Raw genomic sequence first — 24599 nt, forward strand, 5'->3', positions numbered from 1 at the left:
CCTCACGGAGAAGTGTTTTGGCGCAGCACCAGGGTGCCGTCGCGCTGGGTGAATTCGAGTTGTTTCAGGGCGCTCATGCCGAGTAGCACCTCATCGCCGTCCATGCCCGGCGCAATCAGCGCCGCGACCCCGGACAGGCGGATATCGCCGAGTTGCAGCTGGTCCAGCCGCGTGCGCCAGCCCGTGGCGCGGCCGTTGGCCGTGCTCAGGGTGATCGGCGCGCCGCGCTCCAGCGCGAGTCTTGCCGCCAGGGCTTCCGGCACCGCCACCTGGGTCGCCCCGGTATCGAGCAGGAAGGTCACGCCCTGGCCGTTGATCTGCCCGTTCAGCAGGTAATGGCCCTGGCGGCTGCTGGCCAGGCGCAACTCGACGTAGCCGTCGCCATGGATCGATTGCGGCGCCTGGTTCGGGTTGCGCTGTCGATCTTCCCAGACGCCGAAATAGCGCGTCGCCAGCGCCAGCCCGGCGATCCAGGCCAGCACCAGCATGATCCGTCCCAGCCGCTGACCGGGCGCCTGTTGCGTCACTTGTCCCCCAACCAGCCGCCGGCGGGCGCGGCGAAGCGCAGGACGAAGGGCCGCACGTCGCCATCGGCGCGCGCATGGTCGCCATTGTCGATGCCCAGCCAGGCGCCCTTGTCGTCCAGCGACAGGGCTTCCGCGACGCCATAAGGCAGCTCGTAGCGACGCTCCGGCGCCAGGACCGCCGAGGCGAACGACCAGCAGCGCTCGACCTTGGCCTGGGCCAGGTCGCGGCGGCAGATCTGATGCGCCAGGCGCTCCAGGGTGAACAGCTTGCCGCGGTAGAAGGCGAGGTCGGAGAAATCCTTCGGCAGCTTGCGCGCGCTGCCCAGTTCCGGCGGCGGCTCGATCTTGCCGCCCTCGGCGAGCAGTACGCAGCTGCCCTCGCAGCGCCAGGCACTGTTGTCGCGGTGGGCCACCAGCAGGCCGCGGCGCTCGCGCTCGGCAGCCAGCCAGAGGCGCTTGCCCTCGGGGTCGACGGCGATCCCTTCGAAGAGCGCGTTGAAATTCATCAGCATGCCGCTGGCCCGCGCTTGCGGCAGCAGGCCGGGCGGCAGGCGCAGCCAGTTCGGCGCGCCGCTCACCGGCAGTTGCAGGACCGCCGCGTGCGCCTCGCTGACCAGGTAGCGATTGCCGGCGGCATCGCAGGCGATGCCTTCGAAGTCGAGGTTGCCGCCGCGCACCAGGCCACTGAGCCAGACCCGCGTGCTCATGCCCCAGGGCAACCCGCTGTCCGGCGGGGTCGGAGCGATGAAACTCTCGGCCTCGGCCTGCCAGGGCTGGTCGGAGCCTTCGGCCGAGGGTTGCAGGCGATACAGGCGGTCGTCGTCGCGGTCGGAAACCGTCCACAGCGCGCCGCCACACCAGGCCAGCCCAGAGAGGTTGCCGCCGCGCATGCCCTCCACCGCATGTTCCGAGATGAAGCTCAAGGCTGCCGGAACCGGTGGCTCTGGCGGCGCCTCGGCCGCCTGGACCAGGCCCCCGAACAGGCCGAGGATGGCCAGCAGGCGGCGCATCAGACCAGCACCTCGGCCAGGTTGCCCTTGCTTTCCAGCCAGGACTTGCGGTCACCGGCGCGCTTCTTGGCCAGCAGCATGTCCATGATCTCCAGGGTACCGGTGGCGTCCTCCAGGGTGAGCTGGACCAGCCGCCGGGTATTCGGATCCATGGTGGTCTCGCGCAGTTGCAGCGGATTCATTTCGCCAAGGCCCTTGAAGCGGGTGACCTGCGGCTTGCCGCGCTTCTTCTCGGCGGCCAGGCGCTCGAGGATGCCGTCGCGCTCGGCTTCGTCGAGGGCGTAGTAGATTTCCTTGCCGAGGTCGATGCGGTACAGCGGCGGCATCGCCACGTAGACGTGGCCGGCCTCCACCAGCGGGCGGAAATGGCGGACGAACAGCGCGCAGAGCAGCGTGGCGATGTGCAGCCCGTCGGAGTCGGCATCCGCGAGGATACAAATCTTGCCGTAGCGCAGCTGAGCCAGGTCGCTGGCGCCCGGATCGACGCCGATGGCCACCGCGATGTCGTGGACCTCCTGGCTGGCGAGCACCTCGCCGCCGTCCACCTCCCAGGTGTTCAGGATCTTTCCGCGCAGCGGCATGATCGCCTGGAATTCCTTGTCCCGCGCCTGCTTCGCCGAGCCGCCGGCGGAGTCGCCCTCGACCAGGAACAGTTCCGCGCGCATCGGTTCCTGTCCGGCGCAGTCGGCCAGTTTGCCGGGCAGCGCCGGCCCCTGGGTGATCTTCTTGCGCTCGACCTTCTTGCCCGCCTTGAGGCGACGCCCGGCATTGCTGATCGCCAGTTCCGCCAACTGCAGGCCGATCTCGGCGTGCTCGTTGAGCCACAGGCTGAAGGCGTCCTTCACCACGCCCGAGACGAACGCCGCCGCCTCGCGGGACGACAGGCGCTCCTTGGTCTGCCCGGAGAACTGCGGCTCCTGCATCTTCATCGAGAGGACGAAGGCGATCCGCTCCCAGACGTCCTCGGGCGCCAGCTTGACGCCGCGCGGCAACAGGTTGCGGAACTCGCAGAATTCGCGCATGGCGTCGAGCAGGCCCTGGCGCAGGCCGTTCACATGGGTGCCGCCCTGGGCCGTGGGAATCAGGTTGACGTAGCTTTCCTGCACCGACTCACCGCCCTCGGGCAGCCACAGCAGGGCCCAGCTCACCGCTTCCTTGGAACCTTCGAGGTTGCCGCAGAAGGGTTCATCGGGCAGGCGCGGCAGCTCGGCGACCGCGTCGGTCAGGTAGGAGCGCAGGCCGTCCTCGAAGTGCCACTCGACGCGCTCGCCGGTGTTCTTGTCCTCGAACACCACGCTCAGGCCCGGGCACAGCACCGCCTTGGCCTTGAGCACATGCTTGAGGCGGCTGACCGAGAACTTCGCCGAATCGAAATACTTCGGATCCGGCCAGAAATGCACGCTGGTACCGGTATTGCGCTTGCCGACCGTGCCGATGACTTCCAGGTCGCTGTCCTTGAAGCCGTCGGCGAAGGTCATCCGGTACTCGTTGGCGTCGCGCTTGACGCGTACCTCGACCCGGGTCGAGAGCGCGTTCACCACCGAGATGCCGACCCCGTGCAAGCCGCCGGAGAACTGGTAGTTCTTGTTCGAGAACTTGCCGCCGGCATGCAGCTTGGTAAGGATCAGCTCGACGCCCGGCACGCCCTCTTCCGGGTGGATGTCCACCGGCATGCCGCGGCCGTCGTCGATGACTTCCAGCGAGTTGTCCTGGTGCAGGATCACCTGCACGCTCTTCGCGTGGCCGGCCAGGGCTTCGTCGACGCTGTTGTCGATGACTTCCTGGGCCAGGTGGTTGGGGCGGGTGGTGTCGGTGTACATCCCCGGGCGCTTGCGCACCGGGTCGAGGCCGGAAAGGACTTCGATGGCGTCTGCGTTGTAAGTAGCCATGGGGTCTCTATTCAGTCAAAAGTCGAAAAATCGGTGTCGCGCCACAGCGCCGACGGGTAGCCGGCGAACGCCAGCAGCGCCGGCAGGTGCCGGGCGAAGCCCTGGAAGCCGTGGTCGCCGCCGGCCTGGATGCGTAGCGCGCAGGCTCGGTAGAAGGACTGCGCGGCGCGATAGTCGAGGGTTTCGTCGGCGGTCTGCAGCCATACCTGGTAGCGCTCGGGACGTTGCAGGCGCGTGACTTCCAGTTCGGCCAGCGCCGCCACGTGGTCCTCGGTGAGTTCCCAGGTCTCGCCACTGTAGTGGTTGGTCTGCGCGCCCAGGTAGCCGTCGAAGGAGCGATGCGGGGCGACCGCCGGATTGACCAGGATCGCCGCCAGGCCATGGCGCTCCGCCAAATGGGTCGCATAGTAGCCACCCAGGGAGCTGCCGACCAGCACCGGTCGCCCGAGCTCGGCGATGGCCCGCTCCAACTGGGCGATGGCCTGCCGTGGGTGATGGTGCAGGGCCGGGACGCGCAGGCCTTCGGCCAGACCCAAGTGGCCGAAGGCCGCCTGCAGCTGGCGCGCCTTGTGCGATTCGGGCGAACTGTTGAAGCCGTGGATATACAGCAGGGATGGGCTGGTCGCAGTCATCGGGAACGGGCTAATGGGCTTCAACTCGGTAGGGAAAGCCGAACGGTACCAGCTTCCAGGCTTCATCTTCCAGCCTGCGCGCCGATCGGCAACGACGCACGCGGCCGCGGCATCCCGCGGCCGGGGGGCATGTCAGTATCCGGCGGTGTCGTAGTCCACTTCGAAGACGACGTCGTCGACCCGCGAGATCCCCGTTTCCAGGCGCCCGTCGTCGTGCAGGCGCAACCAGCGGTAGCCCGGCGCCAGGCGGTCGAGGGTGAAGTCGCTGCTGCCGGGGGCGAACTGTACGCAGGTGGACGGCGAAGCCAGCAGGCGCAGCGGGCCGCGCTGGCGGTCGAACTCCTGGTGAATGTGCCCCCACAGCAGGCAGCGCACCTGCGGATAGGGTGCCAGCAGGTCGAACAGCGCCTGCGGGTTGCGCAGGCCGATAGGGTCCATCCAGTCGCTGCCGATCGGCACCGGGTGATGATGGAAGGAAACCAGCAGGAAGCGTTCGCCGGCGCTGTCGATGGCGCGCCGCAGCAGGTCGAGCTGGTCGTCCTCGAGATAGCCCGGCACCGCGCCGGGAATGCTCGAGTCGAGCAACACCACGCGCCAGTTGCCGACGTCGACGATCTGCTCCAGCAGGTCGCTACCCTCGGTCGCCCGCTGCATCGGCTCGCGTTCGTCGTGGTTACCGGCGAACCAGCGCAACGGCGCGGCCAGCGGCGCGCTCAACCTGCGGAAGCGTGTGTAGGAATCCAGGCTGCCGTCCTGGGAGACGTCGCCGGTGGCGAGGATCAGGTCGATCCGCGGTTGCTCCCGGGCGACCCGCTCGACCACCTTTTCCAGGCTATGGGCGGTGTCCATGCCGAGCAGGCGCGCGCCGTCCTCGGCGAACAGGTGGCTGTCCGAAAGCTGCACCAGCAGTACGGAGGCGTCGGTGGCGGGAGTGTTCGAATGGCGTGACAAGGGGCCGTCTCCTGAAGGCGAGGCGTCCGCGGTGAATGGGGTGATTATGGTGACCGACGAAAGTGGCGGCAAACCCGGAAAGCGGAACAGATCACAGTTGCGAGGACTACTTTTGGCTTGATGCCATTCAACTGGCCTTTTGCCTTGCAACCGCTCAGCGCTGGGCCACCGGCACCATCTCGTGGCCGCAGGCCAGACAGTGGGCGAGCCACTCGCCGAGGAACAGGTTGAGCTGGTTCTTCTCGTCGGGCTGGTGCATCGCCTGGTTCGGGTAGGGATAGATCGCCATCAGCCGCCGCGCCTGTTCGGCGCCGATCACCTCGGCCATCCGTGCATCGTGGTAGACCCGCACTTCCAGCCGCGGCGCCGGTAACCAGGGCAGGCCCAGTTCCTGGCGCACCTGCAGGGTGGTGGTGTACGGGCAGGCCTCGGTCACTTCCAGCGCCAGGACGCCGAGCAGCCGCTCCCCTTCGCTCAGCGCGACCCGGCGCGAGGCCTGTGCCTCGCGCATGTCCGGGAGCAGGCGCATGAGCCGCGCGTAGTTCGCTTCACAGGTCGCCTGCAGGCTGGCCAGGTCGACCCGGTAGCGCTCGCGCAGCAGGTTCAGGCCCATAGCCCACGCACCTCGGCCCGGTTCAGGGCCAGCCACTGCAGGGCGATGATGCTCGCCGCGTTGTTGATCCGCCCGTCGCGCACGGCCTGCAGCGCATCTTCCAACGGCCAGACGTGGACGCGGATGTCCTCGCCCTCCTCCGGCAAGCCATGCACGCCGCCGACGCCTTCGCTGTCGCAACGGCCGACGAACAGGTGCACCACCTCGTCGGTACCGCCCGGCGACGGCAGGTACTGGGTTATCGGCCAGAGCGCACCGAGGGTCAGCCCGGCCTCCTCCATCGCCTCGCGATGGGCCACTTCCTCCGGTTGCTCGTCCTTGTCGATCAGGCCGGCGACCAGCTCCAGCAGCCAGGGGTTGGCGAGCTTCTGCATCGCCCCGACACGGAATTGCTCGATGAGCACCACGCAATCGCGCTGCGGGTCGTAGGGCAGCACGCAGACCGCGTCATGGCGGACGAACAGTTCCCGACTGATTTCCCGGCCCATGCTGCCGTCGAACTGGCGATGCCGCAGGCGCAGGCGATCGAGACGATAGAAGCCGCGGAAGCATTCCTCGCGCTGCACGAGCTCGACGTCACCGGGGGCGGGTTTGAAGGTTTCGGACATCCTCGACTCACTTCACTCGGGTATGTGGGTTTCGCGCCATCCTATCGCGGCCCGGCGCAGGGCGCAGCCACTTTCAGGACGGCTCGGGAAAACTTCGTGGCGCTCGCCGCGCGGGCGTGTTTCCCGGCCACGGCTAAGCCATACTTGGGGTTTGCGCGGGCCGAACTCAAGCGCGGCGCCAGGGTCGAAACGGACTGGTCGACGCTTCGAGCCCGCCCATCCACCGTCGCAAAAGGAATCCCATGCGCCTTCTGAAATTCGCCGCCCTCGGCAGCCTGGTCGTTCTGCTGAGCGCCTGCCAGAGCCTCTTCAAGCCCGGCCTCGACGACCCGCTGCCCACCGAGCGCCTCGCCAGCGAGCACCTGAAGCCCGGCTGCCAGGGCGAACAGTGCCCCTTGGTAAACATCGACACCCTGAAGTTCCCCGACGAACCGCAGCTGGACCCGATCGTCGAGCGCGCCCTGCTGGAAATGACCCGGGAAAACAACGAAACGCCCCTGCCGGCATCGCTGGCGGCCTACGAGCGGCAGTTCCTGGACAGCGCCGAGCCGGGCTGGAGCAGCTACCTGCAAGCCAAGGTGCGCGAACAACATGACGGTCTGGTGATCATCGAGCTTTCCAGCTACCTGTTCACCGGCGGCGCCCACGGCATGCCCGGTCGCGGCTTCATCAACTACGACCGCAGGCAGCACAAGGAGCTGAGCCTGCAGGACATGCTGGTTCCCGGCCAGGAAGAAGCCTTCTGGAAACAGGCCGAGCTGGCGCACAAGGCCTGGCTGCTGGCCAACAAGCTCGACCAGGACGCCGATTTCCAGAAGACCTGGCCGTTCCAGCGCACCCCGCACGTGGCATTGACCTTCGGCGCGGTGACGCTGAAGTACGACGCCTACTCCATCGCACCGTATTCCTTCGCCCACCCCGAACTGAAGATCCCGTATCCGCGCCTGAACGGCATCGTCAAGCCGAACCTGTTCCCCGGCCGCGGCTGACGCTTCCGACACCCCGAAGCCCCTCGCCGCGGCGAGGGGCCCGGTGGCGCGGCGCGGCCTACACCTGCCTGTAGATCACCGATCCTTCGTCCTTGAAGCGCGCCGCCTGCTCCTGGAAGCCGGCCTCGATAGCCTTGCTCTCGTCGGACAGGCCGTTCTCCTTGGCGTAGTCGCGGACTTCCTGGGTGATCTTCATCGAGCAGAACTTCGGTCCGCACATGGAGCAGAAGTGCGCGACCTTGGCCGAGTCCTTCGGCAGGGTCTCGTCATGGAACGCCCGCGCGGTGTCCGGGTCCAGGCCAAGGTTGAACTGGTCCTCCCAACGGAACTCGAAGCGCGCCTTGGACAGCGCGTTGTCGCGGATCTGCGCGCCCGGGTGGCCCTTGGCGAGGTCGGCGGCATGGGCGGCGATCTTGTAGGTGATGATCCCGGTCTTCACGTCATCCTTGTTCGGCAGACCCAGGTGCTCCTTGGGCGTGACGTAGCAGAGCATGGCGCAGCCGAACCAGCCGATCATCGCCGCGCCGATGCCGGAGGTGATGTGGTCGTAGCCGGGGGCGATGTCGGTGGTCAGCGGGCCGAGGGTATAGAACGGCGCCTCGTCGCAGCACTCCAGCTGCTTGTCCATGTTTTCCTTGATCAATTGCATCGGCACGTGGCCGGGGCCTTCGATCATCACCTGCACGTCGTGCTTCCAGGCGATCTTGGTCAGCTCGCCGAGGGTTTCCAGCTCGCCGAACTGGGCGGCGTCGTTGGCGTCGGCCACCGAACCCGGACGCAGGCCATCGCCCAGCGAGAAGCTGACGTCGTAGGCCTTCATGATTTCGCAGATCTCTTCGAAATGCGTGTAGAGGAAGTTCTCCTGGTGGTGCGCCAGGCACCACTTGGCCATGATCGAGCCGCCGCGGGAAACGATGCCGGTGACCCGCTTAGCGGTCAGCGGCACATAGCGCAGCAGCACGCCGGCGTGGATGGTGAAGTAGTCGACGCCCTGCTCGGCCTGTTCGATCAGGGTGTCGCGGAAGATTTCCCAGGTCAGGTCCTCGGCGACGCCGTTGACCTTCTCCAGCGCCTGGTAGATCGGTACGGTGCCGATCGGTACCGGGCTGTTGCGCAGGATCCACTCGCGGGTTTCATGGATGTGCTTGCCGGTGGACAGGTCCATCACCGTGTCGGCGCCCCAGCGGATGCCCCAGGTGAGCTTCTCCACTTCTTCCTCGATCGACGAGCCCAGCGCGCTGTTGCCGATGTTGCCGTTGATCTTCACCAGGAAATTGCGGCCGATGATCATCGGCTCAAGCTCGGTGTGGTTGATGTTCGCCGGAATGATTGCGCGGCCGCGGGCGACTTCCTCGCGGACGAACTCGGGGGTGATTTCCTTCGGGATGTTGGCGCCGAAGCTGTGCCCCGGGTGCTGCTGGTCGAGCAGGCCGGCGGCCCGGGCTTCCTGCAGCTTCATGTTCTCGCGGATGGCGATGTATTCCATCTCCGGGGTGATGATGCCTTTCTTCGCGTAGTGCATCTGCGAGACGTTGGCGCCCGGCTTGGCCCGGCGCGGCGTGCGCACGTGGGCGAAGCGCAGGGCGTCGAGGCTGGCGTCGGCCAGGCGGGCCTGGCCGAACTCGGAGGTCAGGCCTGGGAGGATCTCGGTGTCGCCGCGCTCGTCGATCCAGCGCGAACGCACGTCAGGCAGGCCCTTGCGCAGATCGATGCGGACCTCGGGGTCGGTATACGGGCCGGAGGTGTCGTAGACGAACACCGGCGGGTTCTTTTCGCCGCCGAAGGCGGTGGGGGTGTCGGCGAGGGAGATTTCCCGCACCGGGACGCGGATGTCCGGGCGCGAGCCGGTCAGGTAGACCTTGCGCGAGTTCGGGAAAGGCTGCGTCGACTGGCGGTCGAGCTGCTCAAGGCGGGTGATGTTGTTCTTCTGCGTTGCGCTCATCGATGGCTCTCCTGGGTGATTGTCGGGAGAACCTGGCACGCGGGGCCACCGGGACTGGTGGCGAGAAGGACGCGCCGGCAAGGCAGGCATGGCGCGGACATCTTGTTCCCTACGCGGGTTGCTGCGGTCCGCGCGAGGCGGAACCGGACGCTAGCCCGATCAGGTTCAACGGGATCCGGAACTATCCGATCTCAGCCCCTCGTATAGGGCACCCCGACAAGAACCCCGGCAGTCTAATCAACACCGGCGGGATACGCCAACGGGAAAACGCCCCGCCCGACCGGCAGTCATGGTCCAGTCCGGCGCCCTCTCGCCAGGGAAGACGCAGATCCCCGCACGTTCGCCGGCACATCGATCCGGACTGGCTCTTCGATCAGTTGCCGCGCAGGTGCCTTGACCGCCACCGGTAGCGACCTTAGCCTTGCCCCACCTCGCATCTTTTCCAGGACGAACGAATGCTGCGCAGACTCTCCCTGGCGGCCGCCGTGGCCGCTGCTACCGGTGTCGCCTGGGCCGCCCAGCCGACCCCGCTGCCGACCAAGACCGACCTGATCAGCGTCTACAAGGAAGCCGTCGACAACAACGCCGACCTCGCCGCCGCCCAGGCCGACTACCTGGCGCGCAAGGAAGTGGTGCCCCAGGCCCGCGCCGGCCTGCTGCCGCAACTCGGCGCCGGCGCCCGCGTCGGAGACACCCGGATCGCATTCGACGAGCGTCCGGCGACCGTCAAGCGCAACAGCCAGGTCGTCCAGGCCACCCTCAGCCAGCCGTTGTTCCGCGCCGACCGCTGGTTCCAGTGGCAGGCCGCCAAGGAAACCAGCGACCAGGCCCGGCTGGAATTCTCCGCGACCCAGCAGGACCTGATCCTGCGCAGCGCCGAGACCTACTTCACGGTGCTCCGCGCCCAGGACAACCTAGCCACCAGCAAGGCCGAGGAAGCCGCCTTCAAGCGCCAGCTGGACCAGGCAAACGAGCGCTTCGACGTGGGCCTTTCCGACAAGACCGACGTGCTCGAGGCCCAGGCCAGCTACGACACAGCCCGCGCCAACCGGCTGATCGCCGAACAGCGCGTGGACGATGCCTTCCAGGCCCTGGTGACCCTGACCAACCGCGATTACAGCGCCATCGAGGGCATGCGCCACACCCTGCCAGTGGTGCCGCCGGCGCCGAACGACGCCAAGGCCTGGGTCGACACCGCGGTGCAGCAGAACCTACGCCTGCTGGCCAGCAACTACGCGGTCAACGCCGCCGAGGAAACCCTCCGCCAGCGCAAGGCCGGGCACCTGCCGACCCTCGATGCCGTGGCCCAGTACCAGAAGGGCGACAACGACGCCCTCGGCTTCGCCAACAGCGCCGCCAATCCGCTGGTGCACTATGGCAAGTATGTCGATGAGCGCAGCATTGGCCTGGAACTGAACATCCCGATCTACAGCGGCGGCCTGACCTCCTCCCAGGTCCGCGAGTCCTACCAGCGCCTCAACCAGAGCGAGCAGTCCCGCGAAGGCCAGCGCCGCCAGGTGGTGCAGGACACCCGCAACCTGCACCGCGCGGTGAATACCGACGTCGAGCAGGTCCAGGCGCGGCGCCAGGCGATCATCTCCAACCAGAGTTCGCTGGAAGCCACCGAGATCGGCTACCAGGTCGGCACCCGCAACATCGTCGACGTGCTCAACGCCCAGCGCCAGCTGTACGCCGCCGTGCGCGACTACAACAACAGCCGCTACGACTACATCCTCGATACCCTGCGCCTGAAGCAGGCGGCCGGCACCCTCAGCCCGGCCGACCTGGAGGCGCTCAGCGCCTACCTGAAGCAGGATTACGATCCGGACAAGGACTTCCTCCCGCCGGACCTGGCCAAGGCCGCCGCCGAGCAGTTACAGAGCAAGCCGCGCCAGCAGTACTAGCACGAGCCAAGACGCCCCCGGTCGGGGGCGTCTTCGCTTGACTGGCCTGGCGCGCGTCGCCCGGGTCAGCGCGCCAGCGGCTGGAGCAGCGCGTCGAACTGCTCCAGCCGCGGGAACCGCAGGGGTACATCCTGCTCGAGATTTTCCAGCCGCGCCCGGTAGGCGCGCAGGAAGTTGCCGCGCGCTTCCTCGCTGATGTATGGCACGTGCCAGGCGACAAAGGGCTCCAGCACCTGCATGCCGACATAGGCCAGGGTGCCGCGCAGGATCGGCCGCAGCATGTCCTCCAGCGGTCCGTGGACGGCACCCTCGCCGAACATGTGCTGGCGCCCGCCCAGGGTCAGGCTGACCAGCGCCTTCTTGCCGGCCAGGCCACCCTGGTCGTAGAAGCGCTTGCCGCCATAGCAGACCCCGGACACCAGTACCCGGTCGAACCACCCCTTGAGGATCGCCGGCACCGAGAACCAGTAGATCGGAAAGTTGAGGATCAGCAGGTCGGCCCACAGCAGCTTGTCCAGCTCGGCCTGGATGTCGGCGGCCAGGCTCTGGCGCTTGACGCTCTCGCGCTGCTCCAGGGCGTAGACCAGGTAGTCGGGATCGGCGCGCTCGGCGAAGTCGGCGGCACTGGCCACCGGATTCCAGTTCATCGCGTAGAGATCCGAGACCTGCACCGCGTGGCCCTGGCCTGCCAGGGTCTCGCATGCCTGGTCACAGAGCGCGCGGGTGAAGGATTGCGGTTCGTTGTGGGCGTGGACGATCAGTACGTTCATCGTGGTTTCCGAATCGTGGTGACCGGCCGCATCGCTCGCGGCCGAGGGGTTCAGGCCTGGCCGAGCAACTCGGCGGCGCACAGCGCGATGCGCCGACAGGCTTCGCGCAGCGGTTCGGCGCCCAACACCAGGCCGAGGCGGATGTGACCGGCGGCGCTCGGGCCGAAGGCTTCGCCGGCGAGCACCGATACGCCATGGCGGTCCAGCAGGCGGTCGGCGAAGGCCTGGGCGGAAAGTCCGGTGGGACGGATGTCGACCATCACGAACATGCCGCCGTCCGGGCGCAGTGGACGCAGGCCGGGGCTGTCGGCCAGGCACTCGATTACCAGGTCGCGGCGGCGGCGGTAGGCCTCGCGCATCGCCTCCAACTCCGGCAGCGGCGCCTCCAGCGCGGTGCAGGCGGCATCCTGGATGAATTCCGGCGAGCCATAGAGCATGCACAGGGCGAGGTTCTCCAGGTGCGCGCAGAGCGCCGCGGGACCGACCACCCAGCCGACCCGCCAGCCGGTCATGGCGTGGGATTTCGACAGGCTGTTGAGGGTCGCGGTACGTTCGGCCATCCCCGGCAGGCTGGCCGGGCTGACTTGCTCGCCGTCGAACAGCAGTTCGCTGTAGACCTCGTCGGAGATCATCCACAGGTCATGGGCCGTGCACAGCTCGGCCAGGGCTTCCCAGGTGGCCCGCGGCAGGCTGGCGCCGGACGGGTTGTGCGGGCTGTTCAGCGCCATCGCGCGCGTGCGCGGGGTGATCAGTGCGGCGACCTCCTCGGCCTGCACGCGGAAGCCATTCTCGGAGCGCACCGGCACCGGCACCACCCGCGCGCCACAGGCGCCGAACACCGCTTCGTAGGTGACGTACATCGGCTCGGCGACTATCACCTCGTCGCCCGGATTCAGCAGGCACTGCACCACCGCGTACAGCGCGCACTGGGCGCCGGCCAGCACCACCACCTGCTCCGCGTCCACCGCCTGGCCGCTGCGCTGCCGGTGGCGTTCGGCGATGCGCTGGCGCAGGGCGCGCTTGCCGCGCACGTCGGCGTAGTGGGTGTTGCCGGCCAGCAGGCTGTCGATGGCCGACTGGACGATGGGCGCCGGGGTATCGAAGTCGGGGTCGCCGACCGACAGCAGGAGGATTTCCTCGCCCTGCTCGACCCGTGCCAGCGCGCGATAGTGGATGTCCCAGGCAGCGGCGCCGTCGCCGGCGATACGTTGGGTGAAGTCGGAATAGCGCATGGATGCTCTCCTTGTCCGGCGGTCAGCGCGCGCAGGCGTGCCGCAGTTCGATCAGGGTCACGCCGGGCTGCCCGAAGCCGGCGCGCAGGTCGCGCTCCAGTTCGTCCAGGTCCTGCGGCTGGCGCACCGCGCAACCGTAGGCGCGGCCCAGCAGGGCGAAGTCGGGGTTGCGCGGCAGCACGCCGACCGGCTCGATGTCCAGGCCGAGCATGTCGTCGCGGATCTGGCCGAGCGCGTCGTTGTTCCACAGTAGCACCACCAGCGGACTGTCCAGTTCCTCGCTGGCGGTGGCCAGTTCCTGCGCGGTGTAGAGGAAGCCGCCATCGCCGACCAGCACCAGGCCCGGGCGCTGCGGGGCGCCGAGCTTGGCGCCGATGCCGGCCGGCAGGCCGTAGCCGAGGGTGCCGTAGCCGGTGGGATGCAGCCAGCTGCGCGGTGCTCGGCTGGCGAACGCGTAGTTGCCGGTATAGGCCAGCTGGGTCATGTCGGTGCTGACGAACGCATCGGCCGGCAGCGCAGCGGCGATCCGGTCGAGGATCGCCTGGTGCAGCGCCTGCAGCGGCGCGTGTGCCGCGCGGATCTCCGCGCGCAGGCGCGCCACCCTCGCGGCGGCCGGCGCGGCGTCGCGGGCCTCCTGCGGCAGGCGCGCCAGCAGCGCTTCCAGGGTCTGCCGGGCATCGCCCCTGAGCGCTACGGCAGAGGGATAGAAGTCGTTGAACTTGCGCGGGTCGATATCGACGCGGATCAGTTCGCCGGACAGCGGCAGGCGTTCGCGCCAGAAGTCGGTGTCGGCCATCTCGGTGCCCACCGCCAGCACCAGGTCGGCCTCGGCGATCATCTCCCAGCCCGGCGCTACGCACAGGCTGGCCCCGGCGTTGAGCGGCGCGTCCGGCGGCAGCAGACCCTTGCCGGCGACGCTGGTGAACAGCGGCGCGGCCAGGCGCTCGCTCAGCGCGGCAAGCGCCTCGCCGGCCGCCAGCGCGCCGCCGCCGGCGATGAGCATTGGTCGCCGGGCCGCAGCCAGGCGCTCCGCCGCCGCCCGCAATGCCTCGCTGCACGGCACACCACGACCAGGGCGGCGCGCCACGGCAGCGCTCCAGTCATGGGCCACCGGCGCGGCGAGCACGTCGAGCGGGATCGAGATATGCACCGGGCGCGGACGCTCGCTGTCGAACACCGCGTAGGCCCGGGCGATCAGTTCGGGCAGCTGTTCCGGGCTCAAGGCCAAGGCGGAGAAGGCAGTGATCGGCGCGGTCATGGCACGCTGGTCCTGGGTCTCGTGCAGGCAGCCCCAGCCCTTGCCCAGGCTGGCGCTGTGGTTGACGCTGGAAATCACCAGCAGCGGTACCGAGTCGGCGTAGGCCTGGCCGATGGCGGTGGCGACGTTGGTCACGCCCGGCCCGGTGATGACGAAGCACACTCCCGGCTTGCCGCTGACCCGCGCATAACCGTCGGCCATGAAGCCGGCGCCCTGCTCGTGGCGGGTCAGCACGTGGCGGATGCCGCTGCCCGGAAGTCCGCGGTACAGCTCGAGGGTGTGCACGCCGGGGATACCGAAAACGGTATCCACGCCGTAGTTGGCCAGCAAGCGGACCAGGGCCTGGCCGGCGCTGAGGGTCTTCTGTGGTTGCATGGGCAATATCCTCGTCCAGTTCGGCGACCATCGGAGTCGCCGCTCGCGCCGCAGCGCTCTTGCTCCCATTCCCACAAGCGGGAGGGGGAGCCGTCGTGTCCGCCCGGGCCTTCAGCCATTGGCCAGCCGGATCAACGCATCCACCGCCAGCGCTCCCTCGGCATCCGCCAGCAATGGGTTGACGTCCAGCTCCAGCAAGCGCTCGGCATGTTCGCAGGCGAATTCGGCGACCGCGCGGATCGCCGCCACCAGGGCCTCCATGGATACCGCCGGGCGACCGCGGAAGCCGCTGAGCAACGGCGCGCTGCGCAGGCTCAGCAGGGCATCGCGGATCGCCGCGTCGGTGGTCGGCAGGAGCAGGCTGCGACTGTCGCGCAGCAGCTCCACGAGTATCCCGCCGGCACCGATCACCAATGCCAGGCCGAAGCCCTCCTCGCGCTTGACCCCGACGATCAGCTCGGCCAGCGGCGCGCCTGCCATGCGCTCCAGCAACACACGCTCGAAGACCAGTTGCGGCGCGTGCCGGGCCAGGCTTTCGCGCATGTCGAACAATGCCGCCTCCAGCGCCGCCTCGTTGCGCAGGCCGAGCGCCACGCCGCCGGCCTCGGTCTTGTGCGGCAGCGCGGCGCTGACCGCCTTGAGCACCAGCGGGAAGCCGAGGTCGAGGGCCGCTTCGCGGGCCTGCCCGGGGGTGCTCAGCACCCCCGGGGGCAGTGGCAGGCCGAAGGATTTCAGCGCCTGCTTGGATTGCCACTCGTCGAGCAGGTAGCCGTCGCCCGCCAGCGGCCCTGGGCAGATCGGCACCAACGCCGCCTCGCCGCGCTCCAGCAGCGCCGCGCGGCGCTGGCGGTAGCGGGCGATCCGTCCCCAGGCGGCGAGACCATCCTCGACGCCTTGCAGCGCGGCGACGCCCTCGCCGTGCAACAGCTCGCGGGCCCGGGCCGGCAGCAGTTCCGGGAACGCCGAGGCGATGAAGCCGACTTTGCCGTGGCGCTTCAGCGCGGCGCAGTAGCGTTGCAGAAGCAGGTCGCACTGCGGCCGCTCGCCGGTTTCCTCGCCCGGATAGTCGAGCACCAGCAGGGCGGCGTCGGCAGGGCTGCGCAAAGCGCTGTCGAGCATTTCCTCCAGGGCCGCGGCATCGCCCCAGATGGCGGTGGTGAAGTCCAGCGGGTTGGCGATGTTGGCGTAGTCGGGCAGTACCCCGGCCAGTTCGTCGCGCTGTCCGGCGTCGAAAGACGGCAACCCCAGGCCGTTGCGCTCGGCGTAGTCAGCGATCAACCCGGCGTCGCCGCCGGAACAGGCCAGCGCGACCAGGCTCGGCCCGCCAGGCAGGTGGCCGCAGGCGGCGGCCTTGAGGGTTTCGACGAAGCTCACCGGGCCGCTCACACGGATTACCCCGAGGCGCTCGAACAGGCTGTCGTAGAGCGCGTCGGAACCGGCCAGGGAACTGGTGTGGCTGAGCGCGAGGGCCGCGCCTATCTTCGACACTCCGGTCTTCAGGGCGATCACCGGCACGCCTTTCTGCAACGCCTTGTAGGCCGCGCGGGCGAACCCCGGGACGTTCTTCAGACCTTCCAGATGCAGGCCGATGGCAGTCACCCGCGGCTCGTCGAGCAGCACGTCCATCAGCTCGGCGATGCCCAGCTGCGCCTGGTTGCCCACCGATGCCATATAGGCCACCGGCAGCGAACGGTCGCTCATCGACAGGTTGTAGGCGAAGTTGCCGCTCTGCGTCAGCACCGCGACGCCCCGCTCCACCTGCCGACCGCCATGTGCCACCGGCCATAGCGCGGCGCCGTGCAGGTAGTCGAGCAAGCCGTAGCAGTTCGGGCCAAGCAGCGCCATTTCGCCGGCGGCGGCCAGCAGCCGGCGTTGCACGGCCAGGCCCTGTTCGCCGGTTTCGGCGAAGCCGGAGGCATAGCAGATCGCCCCGCCGGCGCCTTTGGCGGCGAGCGCGGCGACCGCGTCGAGGGTCAGTTCGCGGTTGGTGGCGACGAACGCCGCGTCCGGGCCGCACGGCAGGTCGGCGACGCTGGCCACGCAGGGTACGCCTTCGAGTTCGGCGTGCTGCGGATTGACCAGCCACAACTGGCCGGCGAAACCGCCTTCGGCACAGCGTTTCAGGGCACGCGCCATGCCACGGCCGCCAATGAAGGCGAGATGCCTGGGTGCCAGCAGGCGCTTGAGGTTTTCACGATTCATGTCGGTTCTCGATTCGGAACATGGCAGCCTTCCCCTCTCCCCTGGAGGGAGAGGGGAGCCAGGACTTCAACGCAGCAACGGCCGCAGCAGTTCGCGGGAAACGATGTGCCGCTGGATTTCCGAAGTGCCCTCCCAGATCCGCTCGATCCGCGCGTTGCGCCAGATGCGCTCGACCGGTCCTTCATCCATCAGGCCCATGCCGCCGAAGATCTGCACCGCTTCGTCGGCGACCTTGCCGAGGGTCTCGCTGGCGAACAGCTTGGCCATGCCGGCCTCGCCGTCGGTCATGGTGCCCTGGTCCATCTTCCAGGCGGTGTGCAGGGTCATCAGCTCGGCGGCGCGGATCTGCGTGGCCATGTCGGCGAGCTTGAAGGAAACGCCCTGGTAGCTGCCGATCGGCTGGCCGAACTGCTTGCGATCGGCCGCCCAGCGCAGTGATAGGTCGAGGGCGCGCTGGGCCTGGCCGACGCAGTTGGCGGCGACCATCACCCGTCCGGCGGTGAGCCAGGCGTTGGCCACTTCCCAGCCCTTGCCGACCTCGCCGAGTACCTTGGAGGCCGGCACCCGGCAATCGTCGAAGAAGATCTCGTAGGTGTGGTAGCCACGGTTGCTCACGCATTTCGGTCCGCGGCGCACGGTCATCCCGGGCGTGCCCTTGTCCACCAGGAAGGCGGTCACCGCGTTGCGCTTGCGGCCGTTGTGCTCGTAGCTGTCGGTGACGGCGAAGACGATGGCGAAGTCGGCGTGCCCGGCGTGGCTGATGAAGTGCTTGCTGCCGTTGATCACGAAGGCGTCGCCGTCGCGCACCGCGCGGGTCTTGATCGAATTGGCGTCGGAGCCGGCGCCCGGCTCGGTGAGGGCGAAGCAATCGGTCTTTTCGCCCTGCACGCAGGGCAATAGGTAGTCGCCGAGCTGTTCTCCGGTGCAGGCCATGAGGATCTTCGAGGGCCGCGCGACGAATACGTGGAGGGCCCAGGAGACCTTCGACAGCTCGCGTTCGACCAGCGCCTGGGACAGGTAGTCGAGGCCGCCGCCGCCCACTTCCTCGGGCATGTTGAAGGCATAGAAACCGGCGGCGAGGGCCTTGCCGCGAATCTGTGCGGCCAGCTCCGGCGACACCGCGTCGGCGCGGTCGACATCGTCCTCGTGGGGCAGCAGTTCCTTCTCGACGAAGCTGCGCACCGCCTCGACCAGCATGTCCTGTTCCTGGGTCAGCCTGAAATCCATGGGAATCACCTGCTCGGCGCCTAGCGCCCGCTGAATTGAGGGGAACGTTTCTCGGCTACGGCGCGCAGCGCCTCGGCGGCATCCTCGCTGCGCCCGCAGAGCAGCCCGGCGGCCTGCTCGGCCCGCAACTGCTCGGCCAGCGAGCGCCCGGCGCCGTCGCGCAGCAGGCGCTTGGTCTGGGCGAAGGCAAAGGTCGGACCGCTGGCGAGACGCGCAGCGAAGGCGCCGACCGCCTCAACCAGGCGCTCGTCGGCGACCACCTCGCCGACCAGTCCGGCACCCAGGGCTCGCTCCGCGCTCCAGGCTTCGTCGAGGAACAGCAGGCGCTTGGCCGCCTCGCTGCCGAGCAGCCGTGGCAGATGCCAACTGGCGCCGGCGTCCGGGCAGTAGGCCATGCCGGTGTAGCCGGCCTTGAAGCGCGCCGAGGCGGCGGCGATGCGGAAATCGCAGCACAGCGCCAGGTCCATGCCAGCGCCCACGGCGCTGCCGTTGACGGCGGCGACTGTGGGTTTGTCGAGGGCGTGCAGGCGCCCCATCAGGGCGTGGGCGGCCTCGGTCCAGCCATAGCTTTCCAGCTCGCCACGGGCTTCAGCCGCCGCCCATTCGGCGAGATCGGCCCCGGCGCAGAAGCTGCGTCCGCTGCCGCCGAGCACCACAGCGCGCACTGCCGGGTCGCGCTCGCAGGCATCGAGTCGGACGTGCAGGGCCTCCAGGGTGGGGATATCCAGTGCATTGCGCTGTTGCGGACGATTCAGGACGAGCCAGGCGATCCCGGCTTCGACCCGCGTCTGCAATGGGGAAAGGTCAGTCATGCGGCCCTCGTTCTTATTGTTGGTTGATGGCGATCGCGGCTTTCAGGCAATACTAAACACTCGTTCAACAAGACCACAATCCACCCATTCGGGTGTATGTAACGGCCCTGCGGCAGGCGCAAAGCCACACGCCATGCGATCCGCCGAAAAGCGGCGGAGGCCCGCGCGAGCCGGCTGTTACAACTTCGAACAAACCAACCAGGCGAAAACGAAAACGCCCGCCGGATGCGGCGGGCGTCGGGTCCTGCGGATGGCCGTTCAGCCGGCCCGTCCCAGGGCGGGGTCGCCCAGTCCCTGCGGCTGCCGGCGACGAACCACGTAATAGGCCAGGTAGCAGGCGGCGATGAAGCCGAAGCCCCAGTACAAGGACGGCCGCTGGGTGGGATCGAGGGCGAGGAAGACGAACAGCGAGCAGCACACGGCGATGCAGGCCAGCGGCACCAGCGGGAACAGCGGCGCGGCATATTTCAGCTCGGCGACCGTGCCGCCGCTGGCCATGTGCTCGCGGCGGAAGCGGTATTGGGCGTAGGCGATGACGATCCAGGTGACGGTGCCGGACATCCCGCTCACCGCCATCAGCACCATGAACAGGGTGTCGGCGGCGACCACGCTGGTCAGCAACGAGAGCAGGGCGAAGCACAGGGTGATCAGCAACGCGTAGAGCGGCACGCCGCGCGCGCTGAGCTTCGACAGGCCGCGCGGGGCCATGCCGGTCCTGGACATCGCCCAGAGGATCCGCGTCGAGGCGTACAGGCCCGAGTTGCCTACCGAGAGGATGGCGGTGAGGATGACGAAGTTCATCAGGTCCGCCGCGTAGGGAATCCCGACCATGTCGAACACCTGCACGAACGGGCTTTCCATCAGCCCGGCCTGTTGCCAGGGAATGATGGCGGAAAGCACGACGATGGCCAGCACGTAGAAGATCAGTACGCGGAACACCACGTTGCGCACCGCCCGCGGGATGCTCTTCTCCGGTCGCTCGGTCTCGCCGGCGGCGACGCCCATGATCTCGCAACCCTGGAAGGCATAGACCACCGTCATCATCACCGCGAACACCGCCGACAGGCCGTTGGGGAACAGCCGCTCGCCGACCAGGTTGGAGAACATCGGCGCCGGCGCACCGCTCTTCAGTTCGATACCGCCGAAGATCACCAGCCCCCCGACCACGATGAACACCAGGATCGCCGCCACCTTGATCCCGGCGAACCAGTACTCGGCCTCGCCGAAAGCGCGGGTCGCCAGGGCATTGAGGGAGAACAGCACGACCACGAAGAAACCCGACCATAGCCACACGGGCACCTCCGGGAACCAGCGGGTCATGAGCATCCCGGCCGCGGTGAATTCCAGGCCTACCGTGGAGGCCCAGCTCATCCAGTAGACCCAGCCGATCATGAAGCCGGTCGCCGGGCCGATGAAACGCGTCGCGTGGGCCTGGAACGAACCGGAGACCGGCATCTGCACCGACAGCTCGCCGAGGCAGACCATCACCAGGTACATCAGCACCCCGGCCACCAGGTAGGCCAGCACCGCGCCGGCCGGGCCGCCCTGGTTGATGGTCACGCCGGAGCCCATGAACAGTCCGGTGCCGATCACCCCGCCGAGGGACAGCATGAAGATGTGGCGGCTCGCCAGGGCCCGGGTGAGTTGCAGCCTTTCCTTGCCGTCAGCCATGGCGCACCTCCGGATGAGGGTACGCGCAGGGGTCTTCGAGATGGCTCATTATTCTTGTCTCCACTCTGTCAGAGGCCGTGTCTTGCGCACGGATGAGCGGATTATTGGCGGCGGATGTAAGACGCCGTTGAACGCGCGGATCGAAGATGTAAAAAGCTGTAAGGAAGTTGTTCGCCGCGCCGCTCAACCGGCCGCTGAGTCGGCTTCGCCGAGGAAGCCGGCGCGGCGCAGGGCTTCGGCGCCGTCGCGGCGCAGGCTACCCAGGCGTGCGCCCCAGGCTCGCGGGTCGACCCCGGCCGCGCCCAGGGCCTCGCGCTCCAGCTCGCCCAGGCCGGCGCCGAGCGCCACCAGGCCCATGGAGTGGCAGCTTCCGGACAGGCGATGGGCGATGTTCGCCGCCTCGGCCAAGTCCACCTGGTCCAGGGCTTCGGCCAGCAGCGGCAACTGCTCGTCCAGGCTTCCCAGCAGGTTGCCCAGCAGTCCGGCGAGCTTGTGCCGCCCCAGCAGGCGGCGGTGGGTCTCGAGCATTTGCCGGTCCAGCGCGACGTCCGCCGCAAGCGCAGGCACGCTGGTGCCGACCTCGCCCAGCGCGCGGCGCAGCTCGTCCATCCGCAGGGGCTTGCCGAGCACGCCCTGCATGCCCGCGGCGAAGTACCGACGCACCATGTCCGGCTGGATGCTGGCGGTGAAGGCGAAGACCGGCGTGGCGCGGTTCAGGCCGTCGAGCTGCCGGCGAATCCCGGCGCAAAGCTCGAGGCCAGCCATCCCCGGCAGGTGCATGTCCAGCAGGATCAGGTCGAAGCGCCGCTGCCGGCACAGCGCCAGGGCCGGCCCCGCATCCTCGGCCAGCATCACCCGGTGGCCGTCCCGCTCGAGCAGGCCCTGGGCCACCTCGCGGTTGAGCGCTACGTCCTCCACCAGCAGCACCTCCAGCGCAGACACCGATGCCGCCGGCGGCGTCGCGCCGGACAAGCTCGCCAGCGCCAGCTCGATCTCGAACCAGAACGTGCTGCCCTGGCCGACCCGGCTTTCCACGCCGATCCGCCCGCCCAGCGCTTCCACCAGCCGCTTGCTGATCGCCAGGCCCAGGCCGGTTCCGCCGTAACGGCGGGTCACGGCGTCGCCGCCCTGGGTGAAGCGTTCGAAGATGCGTTCGCGCATTTCCTCGGGAATGCCGATTCCATCGTCCGCGACGCTCAGCCGCAGGCGCTCGCTTCCTGCGCTGCGCGCCAGCCGCTCGATGCGAACGCGCACCTCGCCGGCCTCGGTGAACTTCACCGCGTTGCCCAGCAGGTTGGTCAACACCTGGCGCAGGAACTGCTCGGCGCCGCGATGGCCGTCATGAACCTGTGGGTCCAGCCACAGGTCCAGCCGTGTGGCGTTCTCCCGCGCCCGTGGTTCGAGCAGGGTGAGGACGTCCTCGAGCAGGCTCCGCAAGGAAAAGTCCACCGCTTCCGGCACATCCGCCGCTTCCTCCAGCCGGGCGAAGTGGAGGACCTCGTTGAGGATCGCCAGCAGTCCCTCCCCCGCTGTCGCCAGTGCCCGCAGGCGCTGGCGGTCACGCTCGCCGAGCGATGCCTCGCGCAGCAGCTCGGCCATGCCCAGGATGCCGTTCAGCGGGGTACGGATCTCATGGCTCATGGTCGCGAGAAAACGGCTCTTGGCGCGGTCGGCGGCTTCCGCCTGGTCCTTCGCCCGGCGCAGGCTGGCGGTGCGCCGCTCGACCTGCCGACGCAACTCGTCGCGGTCGGCGTCGCGCCGGCGGCGATCGGTGCGCAAGGCCTGGCGCATGTCCTCCAGGGCGGTGGCGACGGCGTCGATCTCGTCGCGTTCGCGGTCCGCCTTGTCCAGTCGCAGCGGCTGTTGCAGGTCGCCTTCGGCGATATGCCCAGCGAACTCGGACATGCGCCACAGATGGCGAGTGACCAGGCTGTGGAACAGCCAACTGAGGGCCACCGCCAGGCCGCAAAGGAAACTGCCCATCCACAAGAGGCTGGCCAGGCCGCCGGAGGCCAGCCGGCGATAGACCGCCGCCAGGTCGATGGCGATCTCCAGCTCGCCCAGATGCCGACGCTCGCCCCCCGGCGGCTGGTAGCTCAAGGGAAAGCGCTCGACCCGCAGCAGGCCGCGTGGACGCTGGTCGCCCTGCAGCAGGTTGAAGTCGGCGCTTTGCAGACTGACACGGGCGATGTCGGGGAAATCCCCGAGGCCGCGCAACTGCACGTTCAACTGCTCCTGGTTGAGATCCCACAGGCTGCGCTCGAAGCTGGCCAGGTAGCCGCTGCGGATCAGTTCCAGGCGCGCCTCGATCTCACGCATTTCGCGGCGGTATTCGAAGAACAGCTGCACGGCGCCGGCGAGGACAGTGAAACACAGGCTGAACAGCAGCACCCGCCACAGCAGGCGCCGCGCCAACACTCCGCCGCGGCCGCTCACCAGGCGTCCGCGCGGTTGCCGGCGAGGCGCCGATAGTCGCGCACACTGTCGTCCAGCCAACGCTGGATGCTGCCGTCGTCGCGATAGCCACGCAGGGCCCGGTCGATCTCGTCCATCTTCGCCGCCAGCGGCGAGTGCCGCGAGACCGCCACCCGCAGGTAGTCCACCGTCAGCGGTTCGGGCAGCGCACGGATGTTCTCGCCGCCGGCCAGGCGCTCGGCGAACAGCGTGCCGGTGCGGCGTTCGTGGGCGATGTAGTCGATGCGCTGGCGCACCAGCTTGCCGAAGTTCTGTCGGCTGTCGGAAACCCATTCGACGTTGCCGTGGCGGCCGACGAAGCGGTCGAAGTCCGCCCCGTAGCTTTCGCCGAACAACAATCCGCCGCGATAGCCGGCGAGGTCGCCGAGGGATCGGATGCGCACCGGCCGCTGGCGGTTGTAGAAGATCGCCACGTCCTCGCGCAGCACCGGCTCGGCGGAAAACGCCAGGTCGCGATCGCGCGCGGGCGTGCGGTAGGCCAGTACCAGGTCGACCCGTCCGGCGGCGGCGTCCAGCAGGCAGCGCCGCCAGTTGCCCAGCACCACCACCTCGACCCGGTAGCCCAGCGCGCCGAACAGCCGCTTCACCAGCTCCGGCGCCAGCCCCCGGACCTGCTGGCCATCGCTCCAGGAGATCGGCGGGTATACCGGATAGTCGCAATAGCGGATGGTCTCCGCAGCCTGTGCCAGGCCGCCCAGCAGCCATCCGCAGAGCGCCAGCCAGCGGGCCTGCATGGCTCAGGCGTCGCTGGCCGCGGCGGTGAACAGGTAGCCGGCGCCGTGGATGGTGATGATCAGTTGCGGTTCGGCCGGGTCGTCGCGCAGCTTGCGACGCAGGCGGCCGACCAGCACGTCGATGGAGCGATCGCTGGGCAGCCACTCGCGGTTGCGGATCTGGTCCATCAACTGGTCGCGGCTCAGGGTATGCCCGCTGTTGCGCAGGAAGGCGCCGAGCAATTGGAATTCGCCATGGGTGAGCAGGGTTTCGTTGCCCGCGTGGTCGATCAGGCGGCGCCGGTCGGCGTCCAGCAGCCAGTCGCCGAACTGCCTGAGGGCCTGCCGGGCGGGACCGGCGCTGGCCTGGGCATGGCGCACCCGGCGGATCAGGTTCTTCGCCCGCGACACCAGTTCGCGCGGGTTCAGCGGCTTGATCACGTAGTCGTCGGCGCCGCACTCCAGGCCGACGATGCGATCGATCTCGTCGTTGCGCCCGGTGATCAGGATGATCCCCACCTCGGAGCGCACCCGCAGCTCGCGGGTCAGGGTCAGGCCGTCCTTGCCGGGCAGGCGGATGTCCAGCAGCACCAGCTCGACCGGCTGGCCGAGATGGGCGCACTCGGCAAGGCAGGCTTCCGCCTGCTCGGCGTTGCCGGCGCAGAGGACGTCATAGCCCTCCTCGCCGAGATAGGCCTGGAGAAGCTCACGAATCACCGGGTCGTCGTCGACCACCAATACGCGCGGAACCATCGCCATCACCTTGCGCCTCCGGCGGGCCGGGGCGTTTCTTGTTCTG

At 68.5% G+C, this 24599-nt stretch carries 20 protein-coding genes and 1 riboswitch; of the genes, 2 read left to right on the forward strand and 18 right to left on the reverse strand.

Annotated features, from left to right (window positions below):
* Window positions 1-2: 2 nt before the first annotated feature.
* The 7 genes from VQ065_RS28535 to VQ065_RS28565 form a co-directional block, all read right to left on the reverse strand.
* Window positions 3-527: a retropepsin-like aspartic protease family protein gene (locus VQ065_RS28535; RefSeq protein WP_003141732.1), complete on the reverse strand. Its 525-nt coding sequence runs from the start codon at window positions 525-527 to the stop codon at window positions 3-5.
* The gene (locus VQ065_RS28540) at window positions 524-1537 is read right to left on the reverse strand and encodes an esterase-like activity of phytase family protein (protein ID WP_003095689.1); all 1014 of its coding nucleotides are present in this window, start codon (window positions 1535-1537) and stop codon (window positions 524-526) included. Before VQ065_RS28540 ends, VQ065_RS28535 begins: the two co-directional genes overlap by 4 nt.
* Complete coding sequence (parE, locus tag VQ065_RS28545) at window positions 1537-3426, reverse strand: DNA topoisomerase IV subunit B (protein ID WP_003095690.1); 1890 nt, start codon at window positions 3424-3426, stop codon at window positions 1537-1539. Before parE ends, VQ065_RS28540 begins: the two co-directional genes overlap by 1 nt.
* Window positions 3427-3437: 11 nt before the next feature.
* On the reverse strand, window positions 3438-4058 hold the full coding sequence (locus VQ065_RS28550; RefSeq protein WP_003095691.1) for a YqiA/YcfP family alpha/beta fold hydrolase: 621 nt from the start codon (window positions 4056-4058) through the stop codon (window positions 3438-3440).
* Between the two features lie 132 nt (window positions 4059-4190).
* Window positions 4191-5009, reverse strand: a complete 819-nt coding sequence (cpdA, locus tag VQ065_RS28555; RefSeq protein ID WP_003095692.1) for a 3',5'-cyclic-AMP phosphodiesterase — start codon at window positions 5007-5009, stop codon at window positions 4191-4193.
* A gap of 154 nt (window positions 5010-5163) precedes the next feature.
* Complete coding sequence (locus tag VQ065_RS28560) at window positions 5164-5622, reverse strand: DUF1249 domain-containing protein (RefSeq protein ID WP_003095693.1); 459 nt, start codon at window positions 5620-5622, stop codon at window positions 5164-5166.
* Window positions 5613-6230, reverse strand: a complete 618-nt coding sequence (locus tag VQ065_RS28565) for an NUDIX domain-containing protein (RefSeq protein ID WP_003095694.1) — start codon at window positions 6228-6230, stop codon at window positions 5613-5615. Before VQ065_RS28565 ends, VQ065_RS28560 begins: the two co-directional genes overlap by 10 nt.
* Before the next feature lie 242 nt (window positions 6231-6472).
* On the opposite strand from VQ065_RS28565, the gene VQ065_RS28570 reads away from it, so the two are divergent.
* The gene (locus VQ065_RS28570) at window positions 6473-7219 is read left to right on the forward strand and encodes an RsiV family protein (RefSeq protein ID WP_003095695.1); all 747 of its coding nucleotides are present in this window, start codon (window positions 6473-6475) and stop codon (window positions 7217-7219) included.
* Between the two features lie 58 nt (window positions 7220-7277).
* On the opposite strand, the gene thiC is transcribed toward VQ065_RS28570, so the two are convergent.
* Window positions 7278-9161 carry a phosphomethylpyrimidine synthase ThiC gene (gene thiC / locus VQ065_RS28575; RefSeq protein ID WP_003095696.1) on the reverse strand — a complete coding sequence of 628 codons (1884 nt, stop codon included), beginning with the start codon at window positions 9159-9161 and terminating at the stop codon, window positions 7278-7280.
* Window positions 9162-9250: 89 nt separating this feature from the next.
* A riboswitch (TPP riboswitch) is annotated at window positions 9251-9387 on the reverse strand.
* 229 nt (window positions 9388-9616) lie between these two features.
* Here thiC and opmH point away from each other — a divergent pair.
* Window positions 9617-11065, forward strand: a complete 1449-nt coding sequence (opmH, locus tag VQ065_RS28580) for an efflux transporter outer membrane subunit OpmH (protein WP_003095699.1) — start codon at window positions 9617-9619, stop codon at window positions 11063-11065.
* 65 nt (window positions 11066-11130) lie between these two features.
* On the opposite strand, the gene VQ065_RS28585 is transcribed toward opmH, so the two are convergent.
* The 10 genes from VQ065_RS28585 to aruR all read right to left on the reverse strand — a co-directional run bounded on the left by VQ065_RS28585 (window position 11131) and on the right by aruR (window position 24559).
* Window positions 11131-11835, reverse strand: a complete 705-nt coding sequence (locus VQ065_RS28585; protein WP_003095701.1) for an NAD(P)H-dependent oxidoreductase — start codon at window positions 11833-11835, stop codon at window positions 11131-11133.
* 50 nt (window positions 11836-11885) lie between these two features.
* A complete protein-coding gene (gene aruH, locus VQ065_RS28590) occupies window positions 11886-13067 on the reverse strand; it encodes an arginine--pyruvate transaminase AruH (RefSeq protein ID WP_003095704.1) in 1182 nt (393 codons plus the stop codon).
* A 22-nt stretch (window positions 13068-13089) separates the two neighbouring features.
* Window positions 13090-14769, reverse strand: a complete 1680-nt coding sequence (locus VQ065_RS28595) for a 5-guanidino-2-oxopentanoate decarboxylase (RefSeq protein ID WP_073667550.1) — start codon at window positions 14767-14769, stop codon at window positions 13090-13092.
* Window positions 14770-14811: 42 nt separating this feature from the next.
* A complete protein-coding gene (locus VQ065_RS28600; protein ID WP_003095707.1) occupies window positions 14812-16902 on the reverse strand; it encodes an acetate--CoA ligase family protein in 2091 nt (696 codons plus the stop codon).
* Between the two features lie 66 nt (window positions 16903-16968).
* Complete coding sequence (locus tag VQ065_RS28605) at window positions 16969-18129, reverse strand: acyl-CoA dehydrogenase family protein (RefSeq protein WP_003095708.1); 1161 nt, start codon at window positions 18127-18129, stop codon at window positions 16969-16971.
* A 20-nt stretch (window positions 18130-18149) separates the two neighbouring features.
* The gene (locus tag VQ065_RS28610) at window positions 18150-18941 is read right to left on the reverse strand and encodes an enoyl-CoA hydratase/isomerase family protein (RefSeq protein WP_003095709.1); all 792 of its coding nucleotides are present in this window, start codon (window positions 18939-18941) and stop codon (window positions 18150-18152) included.
* Window positions 18942-19199: 258 nt separating this feature from the next.
* A complete protein-coding gene (locus VQ065_RS28615; protein WP_003095711.1) occupies window positions 19200-20612 on the reverse strand; it encodes an amino acid permease in 1413 nt (470 codons plus the stop codon).
* Window positions 20613-20795: 183 nt separating this feature from the next.
* Complete coding sequence (locus tag VQ065_RS28620; RefSeq protein ID WP_014603514.1) at window positions 20796-23048, reverse strand: ATP-binding protein; 2253 nt, start codon at window positions 23046-23048, stop codon at window positions 20796-20798.
* Window positions 23045-23821 (reverse strand): substrate-binding periplasmic protein, encoded by a 777-nt coding sequence (locus tag VQ065_RS28625; protein WP_003095716.1) that lies wholly within the window; start codon window positions 23819-23821, stop codon window positions 23045-23047. Before VQ065_RS28625 ends, VQ065_RS28620 begins: the two co-directional genes overlap by 4 nt.
* A gap of 3 nt (window positions 23822-23824) precedes the next feature.
* A complete protein-coding gene (aruR, locus tag VQ065_RS28630; protein ID WP_003095718.1) occupies window positions 23825-24559 on the reverse strand; it encodes a two-component system response regulator AruR in 735 nt (244 codons plus the stop codon).
* Window positions 24560-24599: the final 40 nt, after the last annotated feature.

This window comes from Pseudomonas sp. KBN10P06128 (genome assembly GCF_037574945.1).
GTDB lineage: Bacteria > Pseudomonadota > Gammaproteobacteria > Pseudomonadales > Pseudomonadaceae > Pseudomonas > Pseudomonas aeruginosa.

Excerpts from the sequence above, each read along its gene's own strand:
- VQ065_RS28605 (WP_003095708.1), bottom strand. The coding sequence starts at position 18,129 with ATGGATTTCAGGCTGACCCAGGAACAGGACATGCTGGTCGAGGCGGTG.
- opmH (WP_003095699.1), top strand. The coding sequence starts at position 9,617 with ATGCTGCGCAGACTCTCCCTGGCGGCCGCCGTGGCCGCTGCTACCGGT.
- VQ065_RS28600 (WP_003095707.1), bottom strand. The coding sequence starts at position 16,902 with ATGAATCGTGAAAACCTCAAGCGCCTGCTGGCACCCAGGCATCTCGCC.
- VQ065_RS28615 (WP_003095711.1), bottom strand. The coding sequence starts at position 20,612 with ATGGCTGACGGCAAGGAAAGGCTGCAACTCACCCGGGCCCTGGCGAGC.
- VQ065_RS28570 (WP_003095695.1), top strand. The coding sequence starts at position 6,473 with ATGCGCCTTCTGAAATTCGCCGCCCTCGGCAGCCTGGTCGTTCTGCTG.
- aruR (WP_003095718.1), bottom strand. The coding sequence starts at position 24,559 with ATGGCGATGGTTCCGCGCGTATTGGTGGTCGACGACGACCCGGTGATT.
- parE (WP_003095690.1), bottom strand. The coding sequence starts at position 3,426 with ATGGCTACTTACAACGCAGACGCCATCGAAGTCCTTTCCGGCCTCGAC.
- thiC (WP_003095696.1), bottom strand. The coding sequence starts at position 9,161 with ATGAGCGCAACGCAGAAGAACAACATCACCCGCCTTGAGCAGCTCGAC.
- VQ065_RS28610 (WP_003095709.1), bottom strand. The coding sequence starts at position 18,941 with ATGACTGACCTTTCCCCATTGCAGACGCGGGTCGAAGCCGGGATCGCC.
- VQ065_RS28540 (WP_003095689.1), bottom strand. The coding sequence starts at position 1,537 with ATGCGCCGCCTGCTGGCCATCCTCGGCCTGTTCGGGGGCCTGGTCCAG.
- VQ065_RS28565 (WP_003095694.1), bottom strand. The coding sequence starts at position 6,230 with ATGTCCGAAACCTTCAAACCCGCCCCCGGTGACGTCGAGCTCGTGCAG.
- aruH (WP_003095704.1), bottom strand. The coding sequence starts at position 13,067 with ATGCGCTATTCCGACTTCACCCAACGTATCGCCGGCGACGGCGCCGCT.
- VQ065_RS28550 (WP_003095691.1), bottom strand. The coding sequence starts at position 4,058 with ATGACTGCGACCAGCCCATCCCTGCTGTATATCCACGGCTTCAACAGT.
- VQ065_RS28560 (WP_003095693.1), bottom strand. The coding sequence starts at position 5,622 with ATGGGCCTGAACCTGCTGCGCGAGCGCTACCGGGTCGACCTGGCCAGC.
- VQ065_RS28585 (WP_003095701.1), bottom strand. The coding sequence starts at position 11,835 with ATGAACGTACTGATCGTCCACGCCCACAACGAACCGCAATCCTTCACC.
- VQ065_RS28595 (WP_073667550.1), bottom strand. The coding sequence starts at position 14,769 with ATGGGAGCAAGAGCGCTGCGGCGCGAGCGGCGACTCCGATGGTCGCCG.
- VQ065_RS28625 (WP_003095716.1), bottom strand. The coding sequence starts at position 23,821 with ATGCAGGCCCGCTGGCTGGCGCTCTGCGGATGGCTGCTGGGCGGCCTG.